The following is a 17,391-nucleotide window of genomic DNA, read 5'->3' as shown; positions in this document are numbered from 1 at the left end:
GTGGAGGTTCCCGGACACACACGTTTCACACTCCCCGAGCGTGTTGCGGGGTTCCGATCGTGAATCCGCCCGACTTCGCGCTGCGCGGACGGCCGGGAACCGAGCTCGGCTACGGGACATCGTTGCTGAATCGTGTCCTAGCCGGAGGCCTCGATGGCGACCCCCGGCTCACGCATGTGGCCGAGTTGCCCGCACGAGCCGCCGAACACTCCGAATGGCCCGTCTGGGCATCGCCGGAAGTGATTGCGGCATTGCGTGAGACGGGCGTGGCGGCGCCATGGCGGCATCAGGTGGACACCGCGGAGCAGGCGTTCCGCGGACGGCACGTCGTCGTGAGCACCGGGACCGCCTCGGGCAAATCGCTCGGCTATCAGCTTCCGGTGCTCACGACGCTGCAAGCCGATCCGAAGGCCACCGCGTTGTATCTGTCGCCGACGAAGGCGCTCGGCGCCGATCAGCTGCGCGCGGTCGGCGAGCTCACCCACGAAGGTCCGTTGCGCGATATACATCCGGCCACTTACGACGGCGATACGCCTGCCGAGATCCGGCAGTGGGTACGCGCCAACGCGCGCTGGATCTTCACCAATCCGGACATGCTCCACCTCGGCATACTTCGATCGCACCAGCGCTGGGCGCGGGTGCTGCGCAGGCTGCGTTACGTGGTGGTCGACGAATGCCACGCCTATCGCGGTGTTTTCGGCTCGCACGTCGCGCTGGTGTTGCGCAGGCTGCGGCGGATCGCCGCACGATACGGCGCCGATCCCGTGTTCGTGCTCTGCTCGGCGACCTCCGCCGAACCGGCGGAGGCCGCGTCGCGCCTGATCGGCGCGCCGTGCACCGCGGTCACTCGGGACGGATCGCCGCAGGGACCGCGGACGATCGCGCTCTGGGAGCCACCGTTGCTCACCGCCGTGACCGGCGAGAACGGTGCGCCGGTGCGCAGGTCCGCCACCGCTGAGGCGGCGCGGATCATGGCGGATCTGGTGGCCGAAGGCGCGCGGACCTTGACCTTCGTGCGCTCCCGCCGAGCCGCGGAGCTGACCGCGATGGATGCCAAAAGGCTCTTGGGCGAGGTCGATCCGGACCTCGCCGCACGCGTGGCGTCCTACCGGGCGGGTTATCTCGCGGAGGATCGGCGTGAGCTGGAAGCCGCTTTGTCGAACGGATCGCTGCTCGGCGCCGCGACCACCAGCGCACTGGAACTCGGCGTCGACATCGCGGGACTGGATGCCGTGGTCATCTCGGGTTTTCCCGGAACGGTCGCGTCGTTCTGGCAGCAGGCCGGGCGGGCGGGACGGCGCGCCCAAGGGTCACTGGTGCTGCTCGTGGCGCGGGACGATCCATTGGACACCTACCTGGTCCATCACCCCGAAGCGCTGCTCGGAAAGCCGATCGAGGCCACCATCACCGACCCGCGCAACCCCTATGTGCTGGGTCCGCAACTACTGTGCGCCGCGCTGGAGTTGCCGCTCACCGACGCCGAGGTGGACGAACTGGGCGCCCGTGAAGTACTGGCCGAGCTGACCGTGAAAGGACTGATCAGGCGGCGTGGAACGGGAGATCGCGCGCGCTGGTACGTGACCGCGGAGACGCAGCCGCACGACGCGGTGGACGTCCGGGGCGGAATCGGCGCACCGGTGGCCATCGTGGACGGCGAGACCGGCAGACTGCTCGGCACCGCCGATGCCGGGCGGGCCAGGGCGACGCTGCATCCGGGCGCCGTGCACCTGCACCAGGGCGAGACCTATGTCGTCGACGAGCTGGATCTCGTTGACGGCGTGGCCTTCGTGCACACCGCCGAGCCCGGGTGGACCACCAGTGCGCGCCAGGTGACCTCGATCGTGATCGACGCGGTGACCGAGCACCGCGCCCACGGTCACGTGACGGCCGGCCTGGCCCGGGTGCGGGTCACCAGCCAGGTGATCGGCTATCTGCGCACGCTGCTCACCGGCGAAGTGCTCGACCTGGTGGAACTCGACCTGCCGCCGCAGACACTGCCGACCAGGGCGGTCATGTACACGGTGACACCGGAATTGCTGGCGCTGGCGGGGATCGCGCCCCAGGACGTCCCCGGGGCGCTGCACGCGGCCGAGCACGCGGCGATCGGGCTGTTGCCCCTGGTGGCGACCTGCGACCGGTGGGACATCGGCGGTGTCTCCACCGCCGAGCACCCAGATACCGGACTGCCCACCGTCTTCGTCTACGACGGCCAAGCCGGCGGGGCGGGATTCGCCGAGCGCGGGTTCGCCCAACTGCGCCAGTGGCTTACGGCGACCTTGTCGGCCATCGAGTCGTGCGGCTGCGTGGCGGGCTGCCCCTCCTGCGTCCAATCACCCAAGTGCGGCAACGGGAACCACCCACTGGACAAGGCGGCAGCGGCGCGCCTGCTCACCGCCGTACTCGCCGAACTGTCCGCTGGTGCGGACGCGCCGCTCGATTCGTGACGGCGCAGAGCCGGACACGTGACCGATTGTCGACCTTGCCAGCGCACACGCTGGGAGGGCTGGGAGACCTCCCAGTGGAATGCCGCCGCTTCACCCCGGTCGAATAAAGAGGATTAGATTCATGTTAACTAGACTATTGCCACTTCATCGTTTGTGGACATGCGCATTCCTCCCTTTTAGATATCCCGGGTCCGCGCGGGCATTTCCCTGAGTCCGCTTTTAAACCCGCCAGTTAAGTTTCCGATTTCCGCCACTGGAAGCGACGCGGGGCCGACTGTGTATCGAACTCCATCACTCTTCAACCGGTCCGGCCCGTGCGCTCGCCCGAACGATCCGATCGCCGTACAGACCTATTGGTACATTCCTTTCCACAGCCACCGTGGCGTCCCACTCCACCGCCTCGCAAACACGGATTCGCGCACCCATCCGCCGTGCCACCTGGTCCGCCTCAGCACATGCGACATCGACGCCATCGACCAAGGCTCCCGCCGCGGTCAGTGCCGCCGAATCGGCGGCCGCCTGCGCCCGATGCCGCGCCACCACCACGGCCCCCACCTGCGCGATCAATAGCGTCACCGCGATGAGGGCCGCGAGCGCCAAGCAAGCGAACACGGTGGCCAACCCCTGTTCGTCGCTCACCCGAACCCGCAGCATGCGAGGGACACGCCTCGGGCTGCGCTCGCTGATCGGAACCCGCTCACCGTTCCCTGTCACGTCTCGCTCCGGGCAGCGTCGCGAACCGGAATCCGACCGTGACGGGCACCGCCGCCCACGAGAACCAGGCCACCATCGGCACCGCCTTCATTCGGTGGCTCCGGGCTCGAGGGTCGCGACCGCCTCCGCGCGGAGGGTGAGCAGCGGCAGAAGTGGGGTCCGCGCGGAAACCACGGCGATCACACGAGTGCCCTCGGTGCGGAGTGCGATGTCGGCCGACGGCGGGGCGATGCGCTCCGCCGCCGGGCGGGCGTTCGCGTGATCGCCCCGCGCGGCGAGGCGGGCGGCCTCGCCGGCGGCATCGACACAGCGGACCTGGGTCGATGCCGCCAGCAGGGCCCCGAGACAGAGCACGACGGTAGCGACGACCGAGGTCAGGGCGAGCGCGGCCTCGATCGTCACCCCTCCCCGATCGTCGCCGAGCCACGGTGCGGCGACAGCTACACCGATGTGTTCAGTGCCCGGTCGATGATCTTCGTCAGCGCGTTCACGATGCTGTCGCCCGTCACCACCCCGTACAGCACGGCGCCGAATGCCGCCGCCGCGATCGTGCCGATCGCGTACTCCGCTGTGCTCATGCCGTCCTCCGCGACCATCGCCCGCAGCGCCCGCGCACGCAGGCTTATATATACAGCCCGCACCCTGCGGCCCACGGACCTCACAACCCCCTGGATACGCACCCGATTCCTCCTTCCCGGCCCGTGCGGCCGGTCCGCACGAGCACGCTTCCTCCGATGCAGTGCGCGACGCTGCCGCCCGAGCACGGTCGCTTTCGCTTCGGTCCACGACGAACCGCCGACGGGTGCCGATCAGCGGCAGCGACGGGTTCCATGAGCGACCGAACGCTGGATACGGCTCAGCACGCAAAGCAGCCACCGAAGCGCCGAGTGCGTGGCACACCGCCGAGCTGCCGAGCCATAGGCGGACCGACCAGCCCCGCGACGGCCTTCCCGACCGATGGCGGCAGCGACGGTGCGGGGGCTCCGAGCGACCCACCTGACGCGCTCTCGTGAACGACGTGGGCCCGGCCGTCCGCTGTTCTCCCGATGCGATTCCAGGCGGGTCCGCGAGCGCGGGCCGCCCGGTCACGGTCCGCCGAACCTGCGCGAAAACCCGGCGTGAACGCTTCCGTGCAGACACCATGGGCGGCGTGGCCACTGCCCGGTGCGGAGTTACAGCAGCCCACCGCCTAGGACTCGGCTCGCCAAGCCGATGACCACCGGCACTATGCCGAGGCAGACGAAGGCCGGGAGGAAGCACAGCCCCAAGGGGCCGCCGATCAGGACGCCCGCGCGTTCCGCCTTCGCGGCCGCGATGTCTTCCACCGCGGCCCTGCGCTGCTCGGCCAGTTCCATCACCGCTGCCGCCAGCGACGATCCGGACCGCGCCGAACGGCGCGCCATCCGGGCCAGCGACTCGATCTCGTCGGCTCCTGGGCGCCCCTTCGCATCCCGCGCCACTTGGTGCCAGGCCGTGGCCGCATCGGCACCGAGCGCGAGCAGGTCCGCCGCCCGTCGCAGTGCTTCGCCGAGTGGTTCCGGCGCCTCCTGCGCCACGGCGCGCGCCGCCCCTGCCATGGGAAGCCCAGCACGCAGGCAGGCGGCCAGCAGGTCGAGCACCGAGGCGACAGCCAGCGGATCGGTCTCCCGGTTCACCCGGCGCGACGTCTCGGCCGGTGCGTTGCGCGTCCGGCCGAGGGCATGCAACCGCCTGCTCACGGCCACTCGTCCCGGCAGCGATGCGAGTGCGGCCGCCATCAGCAGCAACGGCAGTGCCGCACCAGAAGTGAACGCCATCAGCAGCCTTCCTCAGCGATCCTGTTGTGCGATGACCTCGTGCACGGCCCACAGTCGGGCCATACGACGGCACACCACGCCTCACCTGCGTGCCGTCGCCGAAGAGCGGACCGATGAGGCTGACCCGTCGTCGCTCAGCAGCGCGACCGTAGATTCGGCCGGTCTGCGGGTAGTCAGGGGTGAACGCGCCGTCGAGGTGGTGTGCATCCGCCGTGCGCTGCAGTCCGATTGGATCGCCGACCGGGCGGCGGCTTCGCAGGGCCGCGCCGCCTGCGACTACGGCACACACGACCCTTGGAACCGGTGTGCGCGCAAACCGCCTCTCCCCGCAGATCGCAACCGGCTTCGAGTTCGACAACTGCTTTGGCCGGACGCGACCAGCCATCGAGGAAGACTTCATATCAGCACCTTTCGGGTGATGGCATCGGTCCACAGCAGGCCCGCGCAGGCCAGGCCCGCGCCTACCGGCAACAGCACCGCCCCCGCGGACGAGGCGAACAGGACGTGCAGCGGCGCGGCGCCCATCATTTGGCCGAGGGCGATGCCGAGGAGCGGCAAACACGCCAGGACACCGGCGGTGGCCCGTGCGCCGGCCAGCGCGGCGGTGGTGCGGCCGTGGAATCGGATGCGTCCCGCGAGATCCGTTCGGGCCGCGGACAGCAACTCCGCCAGTGCCAAGCCGTGCTGCTCGGCCACCTGCCACGCCCCGGCGACCCGGGCGAGTTCCGCGGCGATCGGGGAATCCGGCCGGCGCAGCCCCTCGGCCGCCGAGCCACCGAGTCGGCTGCGGGCGGCGCCAACGGTGAACGCGCGGGACGACTCGCCCCACGCCTCATGTGCGGCGGCCTCGGCGGCGGCGCTCGGATGCGCCCCCACCCGCAATTCCGCGATCACAGCCTCCAAGGCATCGAGTAGGTACCCTTGCTCGGCTTTCCCGCGCCGGTCCCGTACCGCCCGGCGAGCCCGTAGCCCGACCGTTCCGGCGACCAGGCCTGCCGCGAGGAAAGCACCCGTACCGAAGACGGCGAGCACGATCACCATGCCTACGCAGGCACAGACGCGGAACAGCCTGCCGCGCTCCGGTATTCGGTACTCGACGCGCGCGGTGAACAGCTGTCCGAACCGGCGCTGCGACCGGGGCGCCGGAACCAGGACCAACGCCAGCGCGAGACACAACAGCGCGCCGCTCAACGGTCGAGCCGTTCGGCGAGCAGGCTGGACAGGTCCGCGGCGGCGGGGGCCACACCCGTGGTATGCCAGGCGGGCGTGATCCGCACGGCCCCATCGCCGTTGCGGTGCACGAGGCCGACCTCGCGCAGCCCCCGCGAGCCGTCGGATCGGCGGTGCATGTGCAGGACGACCTGCACCGCGGCGGCGAGTTGACTGTGCAAGGCCGCTCGATCCATGCCGCCCAGAGCGGCGAGGGCTTCCAGCCGGGCGGGGACTTCTTGCGGCGAGTTGGCGTGCACGGTGCCCGCCCCGCCGTCGTGTCCGGTGTTCAACGCGGTCAGCAGGTCGACCACCTCGGCGCCCCTGACCTCGCCGACCACGATCCGGTCCGGCCGCATGCGCAGCGCTTGACGGACCAGGTCACGGACGGTGACCTCGCCGACGCCTTCCACATTCGCGGTCCTGGCCACCAGCCGGACCACGTGGGGATGCGGTGGCGCGAGCTCCGCCGCGTCCTCGACGCAGACGATCCGCTCGGACGGGCCCACCGTGGCGAGCAGGGCCGACAGCAGCGTCGTCTTCCCGGCTCCGGTGCCGCCGACGACCAGGAACGCCAGCCTCGCCCGGATGATTCGTTCCAGCAGGAGCTTCGCGTCGGCGGGCACCGAGCCCGCCACGGCGAGCGCGGACAGCCCCTGGGTGGCCGGACGGAGTACCCGCAACGACAGACAAGTGCCGCCGTGCGCGACCGGCGCGAGGACCGCGTGCAAGCGGACCCCGAACGAATCCCCTGATGCCGCAGCGATTCCGGACAGCCGACCATCCACCCATGGTTGTGCGTCGTCGAGTCGGCGGCCCGCCGACAGTGCCAGGCGCTGCGCCAGCCGCCGGACCGCGGCCTCGTCGGAGAAGGTGATCGAGGTCTTCTCCAGACCGTGCCCGCGATCGATCCACACCGCGTCCGGACCGGTCACCAGGACGTCGGCCACTCGCGGATCGTGCAACAGCGGTTCGAGTACGCCCGCGCCGGTGAGTTCGGTCTGCAGCAGTCGCAGAGCCCGCAGCAGGTCGGTGTCGCCGAGCACCCCGCCCGCTTCGGCCCGGATCGCGGCGGCGACCTGCGCCGGATCCGGGTCGCCGGTCTCGCCCGCCAGGCGCTCCCGCACCCGGTCCAGCAGCTCGCTGGTCAGTATCGCGCTCATCGCCCCCTCCTCACCGCCGTTGTCCCGGTGGTGCACTCAGTACGCCGAGGACGGCGTCGGCCGCATCACGCAGCGGCCCGCGGCGGCCTACCGACATCCCGCCGCGCTCCAGCCGGTGCGCGAGACCGGACTGGGCGCGAACGGCGGCGAGCAGCGGGAGATCGAGCACCTCGGCGACCTCGGCTCCGCGTAGGCCGCCGGGCGCCGGACCGCGAACGATCAGGCCCTGGTTCGGGTTTCGCCGCGCGATATGGGCGGACACCGCTTCGGCGGCGGCGACCGCACGCAGCCGCGCCGGAACGACCAGAACCACGAGGTCCGCGGAGTCGAGCATCTGGTCGGCATGCGGCCCGCGCTCACCGGAAATATCGCAAACTATGAAATCGCCTGCGACACGGCCCGCTTCGATGACAGCGCGGACCGCGGGCGCGCCGAGCTCACGTGGCAATCGTCCCGCACCGCAGCGCCCACAGGACAGCACCGCGAGCCCGGGCGCCGCGACGGGTAGGGCGCCGTGCAGCGCGGTCGCTGAGACGCGCCCGTCCTCCACCACCAGGTCGGGCCAGCGCAGTCCCGCCGCGTTCTCGACACCGAGCAGCAGGTCGAGACCCCCCGCGAAGGGTGCGCCATCGACCAGCAAGGTCTCGCGCCGGAACCCCTCCGCGGCGGCGCGCAGCGCGACCGCGACGGCGAGGGTGGACGCACCGGCCCCGCCGCCCGCGCCGACGACGGCGAGCACCACGCCGTCACCCGCACGCTGCTCGCCGTATTCAGCAAACATCTCGATGAGCCCCACCGCCGCGCCGGGCAAGGCGATAGCCCGCTCCGCGCCGACCGCGGCGGCGGCCTGCCAGTCGAGCAAACCTGGCTCACCATCGGTTACCACCACGACGCCGGCGCGGCGCAGGTAGCCCGCGGCGGCCGCTTCGCGTGCCGTATCGGTGTCCAGGATGACCAGTGGAGCGCCGGTCCAGGCATGTCGGCCGACGAGTCGCGTCCGCTCATCGAGTGGCCGTTCGGCGGCCGCCGCGATACGCCGGACTTCGTCGCGCAGACGGTCGTCATCGATGAGCACAAGGGCGGGCGCCGGCCCACTCGGCTCCGATGCATCGAGGTTCATGCAGGTCAGCGTCGCGGAACGGGAGCAGGGACAGAAGGGGCGATATGCCGAATGTGGACAACTCCGGGCTTGTGGACAGCTATCCGAACCCGATGTCGTAGCGCACTGTCCCTGAAATAGAGGACGGCCCCAGCCGGGGGGGGAGGAGGCTGGGGCCGTCGGGGTTCAGCCCCGGGGGGTCGGGCTGAACGCGCCTGGACCATGTCCAGGTGCCAGCAATACTACACCTAAGCCCCGGCCACCACGCAAGTCTGCCGACGGACATCTTTGTGGCCCTCGTGGCTTCGGCGTCTGCGGGGCAAACTTCATCGCCGCACCGGCCGCAGCCGCGCCACGGCGGGGAACACGCGTGCCGACCAGCGGCAGCCGTGGTGCAGCCGCCGCCCATCTGCGGCCGATCGAAGGCAGGACGGCCACACAACAGGCGCGGTGGCCGGAGAGCGCTGCCACAACCCGCGGTCGGACCGACCACGGGGACACAGCAGCCGCACCACACCTGACGCCTGGCCGAGCGGAGACCATACCGCCGCCTATCCTGGTCGGGTGGACAAGTCAGCCACTGCAGGTGGACGCGTCGCGGCCTTCTTCGATCTGGACAAGACCGTGATCGCGAAGTCGAGCACGTTCGTATTCAGCAAGCCCTTCTACGCGCAGGGGCTTTTGAACCGCCGCGCCGTACTGGAAAGCAGTTACGCCCACTTCCTGTTCCTGCTGTCGGGAGCCGATCACGATCAGATGGAACGGATGCGCGCCCACCTGACCAGCATGTGCGCGGGCTGGGACGTCGAGCAGGTGAAATCCATTGTGGCAGAGACATTGCACGAGTTGGTCGATCCGCTGATCTACGCGGAGGCGGCCGACTTGATCGCCGACCACAAGATCCGGGGGCACGATGTGGTGATCGTCTCGGCCTCCGGCGAGGAGATCGTCGGCCCGATCGCCGAAGCGCTCGGCGCCTCACATACCGCCGCCACCCAGATGGTCGTGGCGGACGGAAAGTACACCGGCGAGGTCGAGTTCTACTGCTACGGCGAGGGCAAGGTCGCCGCCATCGAGAAACTCGCCGCAGACGAGGGGTACGACCTGTCCCGCTGCTACGCCTACTCCGACTCGATCACCGACCTGCCGCTGCTCGGCGCGGTGGGCCACCCCACTGCGGTCAATCCGGATCGCAATCTGCGCCGTGAGGCCACCACGCGGGGCTGGCCGATCCTGACCTTCTCCAATCCGGTGTCGCTGTGGGCGCGCTTCCAAGCGCCGTCCTCGACGACGCTCGCGGCCACCGCGGCGGTCGGCTTGAGCGCGGTCGTGGCCGGCGCGATCAGCTACCGGATGCTGCGCCGCCGACGCTGAGATCGGACGCTCGAGCAGCCCGTCCCACCTGGGTCGCCAGCGGCTTGCCGTTAGCTCAGCCAACTTGCCCGATGGCGCCGCGGACCAGGCATTTAACCACGAAACGCCGAGAAAAACGCCGATTGTTCAATGTTCTCGCATCCCTTGATGTGAGTGCAGTCACAGGTGTAGAAAGGTAACTACGGAAGGACGGAAGGCCAAGGCAGCACCGGAAGAGAAGGCACTGTCTCCCGACCCTTCTTCCCAGCACGGGCACCAGGCACCCACGCGGAGCGCGCCGCGACAAGGGCAGAAGCGTTGTGGGCCTGCGAAATTCGGATAGTCGACGGCGAAGGCCTCGCACAGGTTGCGGGGATGAACCGGCCGATGTCCGGATTGTCGCCGAGGCCGCAGAACACAACCCACCTAGCACGCTTGGTAACCGGGTAGTCCGTGCTAGCGGGCGGTGAGGTCGAGAGACAACGCCGCCCGCTTTGACGTGTACGGGGGTTATCCCGCCGCCGAGTCCGCGATCGACGTGGCCTCGCGCGCGCCGTCCTCGAACGCCCCGCAACAGAGGATCACCCAGCCGCCGACCGCCTCCGCCTCCCCGGTTCCGAATCCCGCGGCCGCGTCCAGATACGCCTGACGCCTGCGCAACCAGAACACCTCCGGTACGCCGAGGCTGTGCGGATCCAGCCCACTCGACACCGCGACCAGCCGGGAGGCCGCCCGCGCGACTACGCCATCGGCCGTGCCGAACGGCCGCAGCGCCAGTAGCTCACCGTGTACTACGGCGGCGAGCACCGGCGCGGGCGCTCGCGAACCGAGCACCGTCTGCGCCAGCAGATCCAGCCGCTGCGCGACGCCCGAGTCGCCGCGCGGCCTGCCGAGCGCCTCTTGCTCCGGGATCAGATCGGCCGCGGCGAGCAGATGCAGCCGCGCCAGCGCCTGCAGCGGGGCACGCTGCCAGGTGCCCACCAGATTCCGCAGCGCGTCCCCGTCCAACGCCTGCCCGACGCGCAGCGAGCCGGCCAGGATCGGGTCCGCAACCCGGCCGTCGGCGGGAATGTCCGTGCTGCCGCCGTCGATGGCCGCCGAGGACCGGGCCGCACGCACCGCGGCCTCGGCCGCCGTGGTGGGCCACCCACGCCGGTTCGCCTTGTGCCGGTGCACCTCGGCGAGCGCGTCGCGGGCACGGTCGGCCGCGTCCCGGACACCGGGAAGATCGACGAGGGGCTGTAGCGGATCGGTCACGGCATACGAGGCTACTTGCGCTCGCGCGGACCGATCCGCGCGCCCGGCTCGCTATCCGGCCAGCAGATCGCGTCCCGGTATCGCGTCGAGCAGTTTGCGCGTGTACTCCTGCCGGGGATCGTCGAACACCTCGTCGGTCGTCGCCGCCTCGACCACCTTGCCGCGCTGCATGACGAGCACGTCGTCGGCGATCTGCCGCACCACGGCCAGATCGTGGGTGATGAACAGATACGCCAGCCCGAGCTCGGCTTGCAGCTCGTTGAGCAGGCGGAGGATCTGGGCCTGCACCAGCACGTCGAGCGCGGACACCGCCTCGTCGCACACCACCACTTCGGGCCGTAGGGCGAGTGCCCGCGCGACCGCCACGCGCTGACGCTGCCCACCGGACAGTTCGTTGGGGTAGCGCCGCAGCACACCGGCAGGCAGCGCGACCTTGTCGAGCAGTTCCCGCACGGTCGCCTCCCTTTCCTCGGCGGTACCGATCCGGTGGGTGCGCAACGGCTCCTCGATGGTGCGGTAGATCGTGTACATCGGATCGAGCGAGCCGTAGGGATCCTGGAAGATCGGCTGCACCCGGCGGCGGAAGGCGAAGGATTCCTTACGGTCCAGGGTGGTCACGTCCTTGCCGTCGAATGTGACGGCGCCGGAGGTGGGCGCGAGCAGTCCGAGGACCATCTGCGCCACCGTTGTCTTGCCCGAACCGGATTCGCCGACGATCGCCGTGGTCGACCCGCGCCGCAGCCGGAACGACACATCGTCCACCGCGACGAACTCGGTCGACTTCCACGGCGTGCGATCGCGAAGGTGGAACGTCTTCGTCAGATGCTCGGCCACCAGCACGTCGTCCGGCACCACCGTGTCGGCTGCCGCCACCTGCACGGCTTGCGCGCGGACCTCGGCCCGGCGCCGCACCGCCGACCGCCGCTGCGCGGCCAGCGACGGCGCCGAACTCACCAGCCGTTTGGTGTACAGGTGCTGCGGATCACGCAGAATCCGCAAAGCGGGCCCGGACTCCACGACACGGCCGCGATACATCACCACCAGGTGTTCGGCACGCTCCGCCGCCAAACCCAAGTCATGGGTGATCAGCAGCACCGCGGTGCCGAGTTCGGCGGTGAGCCGCTCGAGATGGTCGAGGATCTGCCGCTGTACGGTCACGTCGAGCGCCGAGGTCGGCTCGTCGGCGATGAGCAGTTGCGGCCGGCAGGACAGGCCGATCGCGATCAACGCACGCTGGCGCATGCCGCCGGAGAACTCGTGCGGATACTGGTTCACCCGGCGTTCGGCGTCGGGCATGCCCGCTTCCTCGAGCAGTTCCACCGCTCGCTTCTCGGCGGCCTTGCCCTTCGCGATGCCGTTGGCTTCGAGCGTCTCGCGGATCTGGAAACCGATCTTCCATACCGGATTCAGATTCGACATCGGATCCTGCGGGACCAGGCCGATGCCGCTGCCGCGGACCGCGACGATCTCTCGTTTCGAGGCCGCCGTGAGTTCCTTGCCGTCGAACCTGATCGAACCGGAGGTGACCCGGCCCGTGCCGGGCAGCAAGTCGATGATCGCGTGCGCGGTGGTCGACTTTCCCGAGCCCGATTCCCCGACGATGGCCACGGTCTGCCCCGGATACACCGACAGGCTCACGTCCCGGACCGCGGGCACCGGCTTGCCGTCGGCGGTGAAGCTCACGTTCAGATCGGTGATCTCCAGCAGCGGCCGGTCGGCCTCGCTCATCGCTTCCTCGCCTTCGGATCGAGGGCGTCGCGCACGGCGTCGCCCAGCATGATGAAGCTCAGCACGGTCAGCGCCAGCGCCGTCGCCGGATAGAACAGGATGGCGGAGGTGCGGATCTCCTTCTGACCCGTGGCGATGTCCGCGCCCCAGGACACCACGGTGCGCGGGAGACCGACGCCGAGATAGGACAGCGTCGCCTCGGTGACGATGAAGACGCCCAGCCACAGCGTGGTCACCACGATCAGCGGTCCCGCCGCGTTGGGCAACACGTGGCGCACAAGCGTCTGCGGTCGAGAGACGCCCAAAGCTTTCGCGGCCGTGACGTAATCACTGTTCTTCGCTTGGATCACCGCGCTACGGGCGATCCGCGCCGCCTGCGGCCAGGTGAACGAGGCGAGGATGACGATCACGGTCCAGATCGTCCTTGCGTCCAGCAGCTGCATGATCACGATGGCGGCCAGCATCAACGGAATCGCGTAGAAGACCTCCGCGACCCGCGAGACGATCGAGTCCAGCGGCCCGCCGTAGAAGCCCGCCAGCGCGCCGAGCGTTCCCCCGATCAGCACGAACAGCAGCGTCGCGCCGACTCCGGCGAGCACGGAAGCCCGCGCTCCGTAGACGGTGCGGGCGTAGATGTCGCACCCCTGCTTGTCGAAACCGAACGGGTGCCCCGCGCCGCGCGGGTCCATGCTGAAGTCGCCGTTGCAGTACCGCGGGTCCTGATCGGTGAACAGCCCCGGCCAGATCACCACGATCAGCACGAACACGATCAGCACCGCCGCGACGATGAAGATCGGGTTGCGCCGCAGCTGCCGCCACGCGTCGCGCCAGATGCTGGTCGGCGCGCCCGCATCCAGCACGGCGTCGGTGGCGAGCACCTCGACCTCGTCGGGCGGCGCGACGAAATGCTCCTGGCCGCGGCGCGGACTCGCGGCCTCGGTGCGGTCAGGCATAGCGGATCCTCGGGTCGAGTGCGGCGTAGAGCAGGTCCACGAGCAGATTGGTGAGCAGGAAGATGACGATCAGCACCGTGACGAAGGAGACGACGGTCGGCGGCTCCCCCCTGGTGATGGCCTGGTAGAGCGTGCCGCCCACGCCGGGAATGTTGAAGATGCCCTCGGTGACGATGGCGCCGCCCATCAGGGCGCCCAGATCCGCGCCGACGAACGTGACCACCGGAATCATCGAGTTGCGCAGGATGTGCACGGTCACCACGCGTGGCCTGCGCAGGCCTTTGGCGGTCGCGGTGCGCACGTAGTCGGCGGACATGTTCTCCGCCACCGAATTCCGGGTCAAGCGCAGGACGTAGGCGAACGACAGCGAGCCGAGCACGATCGCGGGCACCAGCAGTTCGCCGACGGTCGCCTTCCCGGAGACCGTCACGGGCGCGATGCCCCACTTCACGCCGAGCAGGAATTGGGCGAGGAAGCCCACCACGAAGACCGGGACCGCGATCACGACCAGGCTGATCACGAGCATCGCGGAGTCGAACAGCTTGCCTTTGCGCAGTCCGGCGATCAGGCCGAACAGCACGCCGAAGACCGACTCGATCAGCACCGCCATGAAGGCCAACTTGATCGTGATCGGGAACGCACGCGCGAGTTCGTCCCGCACCGGCCTGCCGGAGAAGGCCGTGCCGAAGTCCAGCGTGACGATGCCCTTCAGATACAACAGGTACTGCACGAGGAACGGCTCGTCGAGGTGGTAGCGCGCCCGCAGTTGCGCCTCCACCGCGGGCGTCATGGGTTTGTCACCCGCCAGCGCGTGGATCGGGTCGCCAGGGACGAGGAACACCAGTGCGTAGACGAGCAGGGTCGCACCGAGGAACACGGGGATCATCTGAAGCAGACGCCGCCCGACATACCAGGCCATTTCGCCTCCTGAACAGGACCGCCGAGCGTCACCCGGACGCCCGGCGGCCGGCGGCTACTTCTCGATGTTCTCGAAGTCGAACAGTCCGTTCCAGGCGAGTTCGGCCTTGCGCACCCGGTCGGAGCGGCCCGCGGCGGCCACGTAGTCGAACACCGGGACGTCGGCCAGGTCCTTGATCAGCAGGGACTGGGCCTGCGCGATGATCTTGTAGGACTCGTCCTGGCTCGGCGCGGCCAAGGCGGCATCGAGCAGGCGGTCGAATTCCGGGTTCTTGTAGTCGACGTTGTTGGTGTCGGAGTAGCTGTAGTACTGCGAAGTGAGGAACTGCAGCATGGTCGGGTAGTCACCCTGCCAGCCGTAGCGGAAGGCCTTGTTGATGGTGCGCGCGTTCACTTCGTCGCGGATGTTCTTGAACGTCGGGTACGGCACGCCGATGGCGTCGACGCCGAGGGTGTTCTTCACGCTGTTGGCCACCGCCTCCACCCAGGCCTGGTGGCCGCCGTCGGAGTTGTAGGCGATCTCGTAGCGGCCCGACCACGGCGAGATCGCGTCGGCCTGTGCCCAGACCTTCTTGGCCTCGTCGGGGTTGTACTTCAACACCTCCGAGCCGGGCAGGTTCGGGTCGAAGCCGGGCAGCGTGCTCGCGGTGAAGTCGCGCGCCGGGATCCGGGTGCCGTGGAAGATGTTCTGCGCGATCTGTTCGCGGTTGATCGACATCGAGATCGCCCGGCGCCGCAACAGCCCTTCCTGGCCGGCGAAGTGCGCGACGTTGGACTGGATGCCGATGTGCTGGTTCTGGGCGGTCGGCTTGGTGATCGCGCGGTCACCGAGATCCCGTTCGTAGGAGGTGAGCGCGCTGTCGGGCACGGTGTCGAGCGCGTCCAGATTGCCCGCTTGCAGATCCGCGTAGGCGGTGTCGAAGGACTGATACATCACGAACCGCAGCCCTTTGTTCTTGGCCGGGCGGCCGCCGGGGTAGTCCGGGTTGGGCGCCAGATCGATCTTGACGTTGTGCTCCCACGCCCCGGACCGGGCGAACTTGTAGGGGCCGTTGCCGATCGGGTTCTCTCCGAACGCTTTCATGTCCTTGAACGCGGCCTCGGGCAGCGGATAGAACGGCGCGTACCCGAGTTCGGTCTCGAAATCGATCGAGGGCGCCTTCAGCTCGATGGTGAAGGTGCGGTCGTCGATCACCTTCAAGCCCGACATCGTCTGTGCCGTAGGCTTTTCCGCGGACACCTCGTCGAAACCGACGATGGGACTGAACACATAGCTCTGTAACTGGGCGTTGGTGCCGAGCGCGCCGTAGTTCCACGCCTCGACGAACGACTTCGCCGTCACCGGGGTGCCGTCGGTGAACTTCCAGCCGGGTTTGATGGTCACCCGGTAGCTCTTCCGATCCGTGGTCTGGATCGACTCCGCCATCTCGTCGTGCGCCTTGCCGCTCCCGTCGTAGTACTTCAGGCCCGCGAACAGCCGGTCGACCACGCGGCCGCCCATATTCTCGTTGGTGTTGGTAGGCACCAGCGGATTCTGCGGCTCGCCACCGTTGACCGTGACGATGTCGGCATCGGCGCCGTCGCCCGAGGAACATGCGGACAGCCCGAGGCTCGTGGCCAGTACGACCGCCGCGGTCAGCGCCATCGCTCTGTGGAATTTCAACGCGTCCTCCCGGTGCGAGAAGGGGGTAGCCGATCGGCACCCGCAGGAGGCCCGTCAGCGCATGCCGACGCGATCCCCCTGTGTGGTTGGCAGAGTAACCACCGGCGCGGGCACTGTCACCTGATTGATCCGAGTTCGTTGTACTTGTTACCGATCCGGCAACATCGCCGAAACACCCCGAGTTTCGTGCGGAAACGGCCGCGCGGCCGGAGCATCGCGTTCGCAGCGGGAGGCAGGCGCGGCGGCGTGACGCGGGCGAAACCCGATCGACACACCGCACGCGGCATGGGTCACAGTTGATTACTGTCGAACTCGGCTGCGTCGAATCGTGCGCTCAGGCTACGTGGAAAGAAGAGACGAGATGACCGAAACCAGCGCCGAACACAGGGACTCGTATCCGCCGAACGCGGAGTTCGCCGCCCAGGCGAACGCCGACGCCGGACTCTACGAGCGGGCGGCGGCCGATCGCGACGCGTTCTGGGCCGAACAGGCCGGGCGGCTGCACTGGCACGAACCGTTCACCCAGGTGCTGGACTGGAGCGGGGCTCCGGTGGCGAAATGGTTCGTCGGCGGCAAGCTCAACGTCGCCTACAACTGCGTGGACCGCCACGTCCTGGACGGACACGGCGACCAGGTCGCCATCCACTGGGAAGGCGAACCCGGCGACTCGCGCGCCATCACCTACCGCGAACTGCTCGACGAGGTCTCCCGCGCCGCGAACTACCTCACCGAACTCGGCCTGGAGACCGGTGACCGGGTGGCCATCTACATGCCGATGGTGCCCGAGGCCATCGTCGCCATGCTGGCCTGCGCTCGCCTCGGCCTGACCCACTCCGTCGTCTTCGCCGGATTCTCCCCCACCGCGTTGCGCCAGCGCGTCGACGACGCCCGAGCCCGCCTGGTGATCACCACCGACGGGCAGTGGCGGCGCGGCAAAGCCGCCCCACTGAAGGAAGCAGTCGACGAGGCCCTCTACGCCCACGGCGACACCCCATCCAGCGTCGAGCATGTGCTGGTGGTGCGCCGCACCGGCATCGAAGTCCCCTGGACCGAAGGCCGCGACCTGTGGTGGCACGACACCGTCACCACCGCCG

The 17,391-nt window shown here is 69.2% G+C and carries 14 protein-coding genes and 1 pseudogene; 3 read left to right on the top strand and 12 right to left on the bottom strand.

The genetic code is table 11. The annotated features are described in order from the left end of the window. Positions 1-122: 122 nt before the first annotated feature. Positions 123-2,444, top strand: a complete 2,322-nt coding sequence (locus tag AB0L97_RS34970; RefSeq protein WP_364438375.1) for a DEAD/DEAH box helicase — start codon at positions 123-125, stop codon at positions 2,442-2,444. Positions 2,445-2,735: 291 nt separating this feature from the next. On the opposite strand, the gene AB0L97_RS34965 is transcribed toward AB0L97_RS34970, so the two are convergent. The 7 genes from AB0L97_RS34965 to ssd form a co-directional block, all read right to left on the bottom strand. Then, the gene (locus tag AB0L97_RS34965; RefSeq protein ID WP_364438321.1) at positions 2,736-3,083 is read right to left on the bottom strand and encodes an Rv3654c family TadE-like protein; all 348 of its coding nucleotides are present in this window, start codon (positions 3,081-3,083) and stop codon (positions 2,736-2,738) included. 162 nt (positions 3,084-3,245) lie between these two features. Next, the gene (locus AB0L97_RS34960; protein ID WP_355079237.1) at positions 3,246-3,560 is read right to left on the bottom strand and encodes a TadE family type IV pilus minor pilin; all 315 of its coding nucleotides are present in this window, start codon (positions 3,558-3,560) and stop codon (positions 3,246-3,248) included. Positions 3,561-3,598: 38 nt separating this feature from the next. Continuing rightward, entirely contained in the window at positions 3,599-3,784 is a 186-nt protein-coding gene (locus AB0L97_RS34955; protein WP_355079276.1) for a DUF4244 domain-containing protein, read from the bottom strand. Between the two features lie 546 nt (positions 3,785-4,330). After that, positions 4,331-4,954, bottom strand: a complete 624-nt coding sequence (locus tag AB0L97_RS34950; RefSeq protein ID WP_355079239.1) for a type II secretion system F family protein — start codon at positions 4,952-4,954, stop codon at positions 4,331-4,333. Positions 4,955-5,350: 396 nt separating this feature from the next. Next, positions 5,351-6,145, bottom strand: a complete 795-nt coding sequence (locus tag AB0L97_RS34945; protein WP_364438315.1) for a hypothetical protein — start codon at positions 6,143-6,145, stop codon at positions 5,351-5,353. Continuing rightward, complete coding sequence (locus AB0L97_RS34940; RefSeq protein WP_355079243.1) at positions 6,142-7,326, bottom strand: TadA family conjugal transfer-associated ATPase; 1,185 nt, start codon at positions 7,324-7,326, stop codon at positions 6,142-6,144. The genes AB0L97_RS34945 and AB0L97_RS34940 overlap by 4 nt, the downstream gene beginning before the upstream one ends. 10 nt (positions 7,327-7,336) lie before the next feature. Further along, the gene (ssd, locus tag AB0L97_RS34935; protein ID WP_355079245.1) at positions 7,337-8,446 is read right to left on the bottom strand and encodes a septum site-determining protein Ssd; all 1,110 of its coding nucleotides are present in this window, start codon (positions 8,444-8,446) and stop codon (positions 7,337-7,339) included. A 576-nt stretch (positions 8,447-9,022) separates the two neighbouring features. Here ssd and AB0L97_RS34930 point away from each other — a divergent pair. After that, positions 9,023-9,799: pseudogene (locus AB0L97_RS34930) on the top strand (HAD-IB family hydrolase); the annotation flags it as partial. A 489-nt stretch (positions 9,800-10,288) separates the two neighbouring features. On the opposite strand, the gene AB0L97_RS34925 reads toward AB0L97_RS34930, so the two are convergent. Genes AB0L97_RS34925 through AB0L97_RS34905 form a run of 5 tightly spaced genes read right to left on the bottom strand, consistent with a single transcriptional unit; the run spans position 10,289 to position 16,279 of the window. Further along, a complete protein-coding gene (locus AB0L97_RS34925; protein ID WP_364438310.1) occupies positions 10,289-11,035 on the bottom strand; it encodes an oxidoreductase in 747 nt (248 codons plus the stop codon). A 51-nt stretch (positions 11,036-11,086) separates the two neighbouring features. After that, on the bottom strand, positions 11,087-12,763 hold the full coding sequence (locus tag AB0L97_RS34920) for an ABC transporter ATP-binding protein (protein ID WP_364438307.1): 1,677 nt from the start codon (positions 12,761-12,763) through the stop codon (positions 11,087-11,089). Continuing rightward, positions 12,760-13,716 (bottom strand): ABC transporter permease, encoded by a 957-nt coding sequence (locus AB0L97_RS34915; protein ID WP_355079251.1) that lies wholly within the window; start codon positions 13,714-13,716, stop codon positions 12,760-12,762. Before AB0L97_RS34915 ends, AB0L97_RS34920 begins: the two co-directional genes overlap by 4 nt. Beyond that, positions 13,709-14,635, bottom strand: coding sequence for an ABC transporter permease (locus AB0L97_RS34910; RefSeq protein WP_355079253.1), 927 nt, complete (start codon positions 14,633-14,635; stop codon positions 13,709-13,711). Before AB0L97_RS34910 ends, AB0L97_RS34915 begins: the two co-directional genes overlap by 8 nt. Before the next feature lie 54 nt (positions 14,636-14,689). After that, positions 14,690-16,279, bottom strand: a complete 1,590-nt coding sequence (locus AB0L97_RS34905; RefSeq protein WP_364438370.1) for an ABC transporter substrate-binding protein — start codon at positions 16,277-16,279, stop codon at positions 14,690-14,692. 379 nt (positions 16,280-16,658) lie between these two features. Between AB0L97_RS34905 and AB0L97_RS34900 the strand changes: the two genes are divergently transcribed. Next, a partial coding sequence (locus AB0L97_RS34900) for an AMP-binding protein (RefSeq protein WP_364438302.1) occupies positions 16,659-17,391 on the top strand: 733 nt, incomplete at its 3' end.

Origin of the sequence: Nocardia sp. NPDC051911 (assembly GCF_040681035.1) — a bacterium.
In the GTDB taxonomy this organism is placed as follows: domain Bacteria; phylum Actinomycetota; class Actinomycetes; order Mycobacteriales; family Mycobacteriaceae; genus Nocardia; species Nocardia sichangensis.
This window is presented reverse-complemented; position numbering and strand designations above follow the sequence as displayed.

Bases quoted from the DNA above. Each gene is read 5' to 3' on its own strand.
- AB0L97_RS34920 (WP_364438307.1), bottom strand. From the start codon at position 12,763: ATGAGCGAGGCCGACCGGCCGCTGCTGGAGATCACCGATCTGAACGTG.
- ssd (WP_355079245.1), bottom strand. From the start codon at position 8,446: ATGAACCTCGATGCATCGGAGCCGAGTGGGCCGGCGCCCGCCCTTGTG.
- AB0L97_RS34940 (WP_355079243.1), bottom strand. From the start codon at position 7,326: ATGAGCGCGATACTGACCAGCGAGCTGCTGGACCGGGTGCGGGAGCGC.
- AB0L97_RS34905 (WP_364438370.1), bottom strand. From the start codon at position 16,279: ATGGCGCTGACCGCGGCGGTCGTACTGGCCACGAGCCTCGGGCTGTCC.
- AB0L97_RS34915 (WP_355079251.1), bottom strand. From the start codon at position 13,716: ATGCCTGACCGCACCGAGGCCGCGAGTCCGCGCCGCGGCCAGGAGCAT.
- AB0L97_RS34950 (WP_355079239.1), bottom strand. From the start codon at position 4,954: ATGGCGTTCACTTCTGGTGCGGCACTGCCGTTGCTGCTGATGGCGGCC.
- AB0L97_RS34910 (WP_355079253.1), bottom strand. From the start codon at position 14,635: ATGGCCTGGTATGTCGGGCGGCGTCTGCTTCAGATGATCCCCGTGTTC.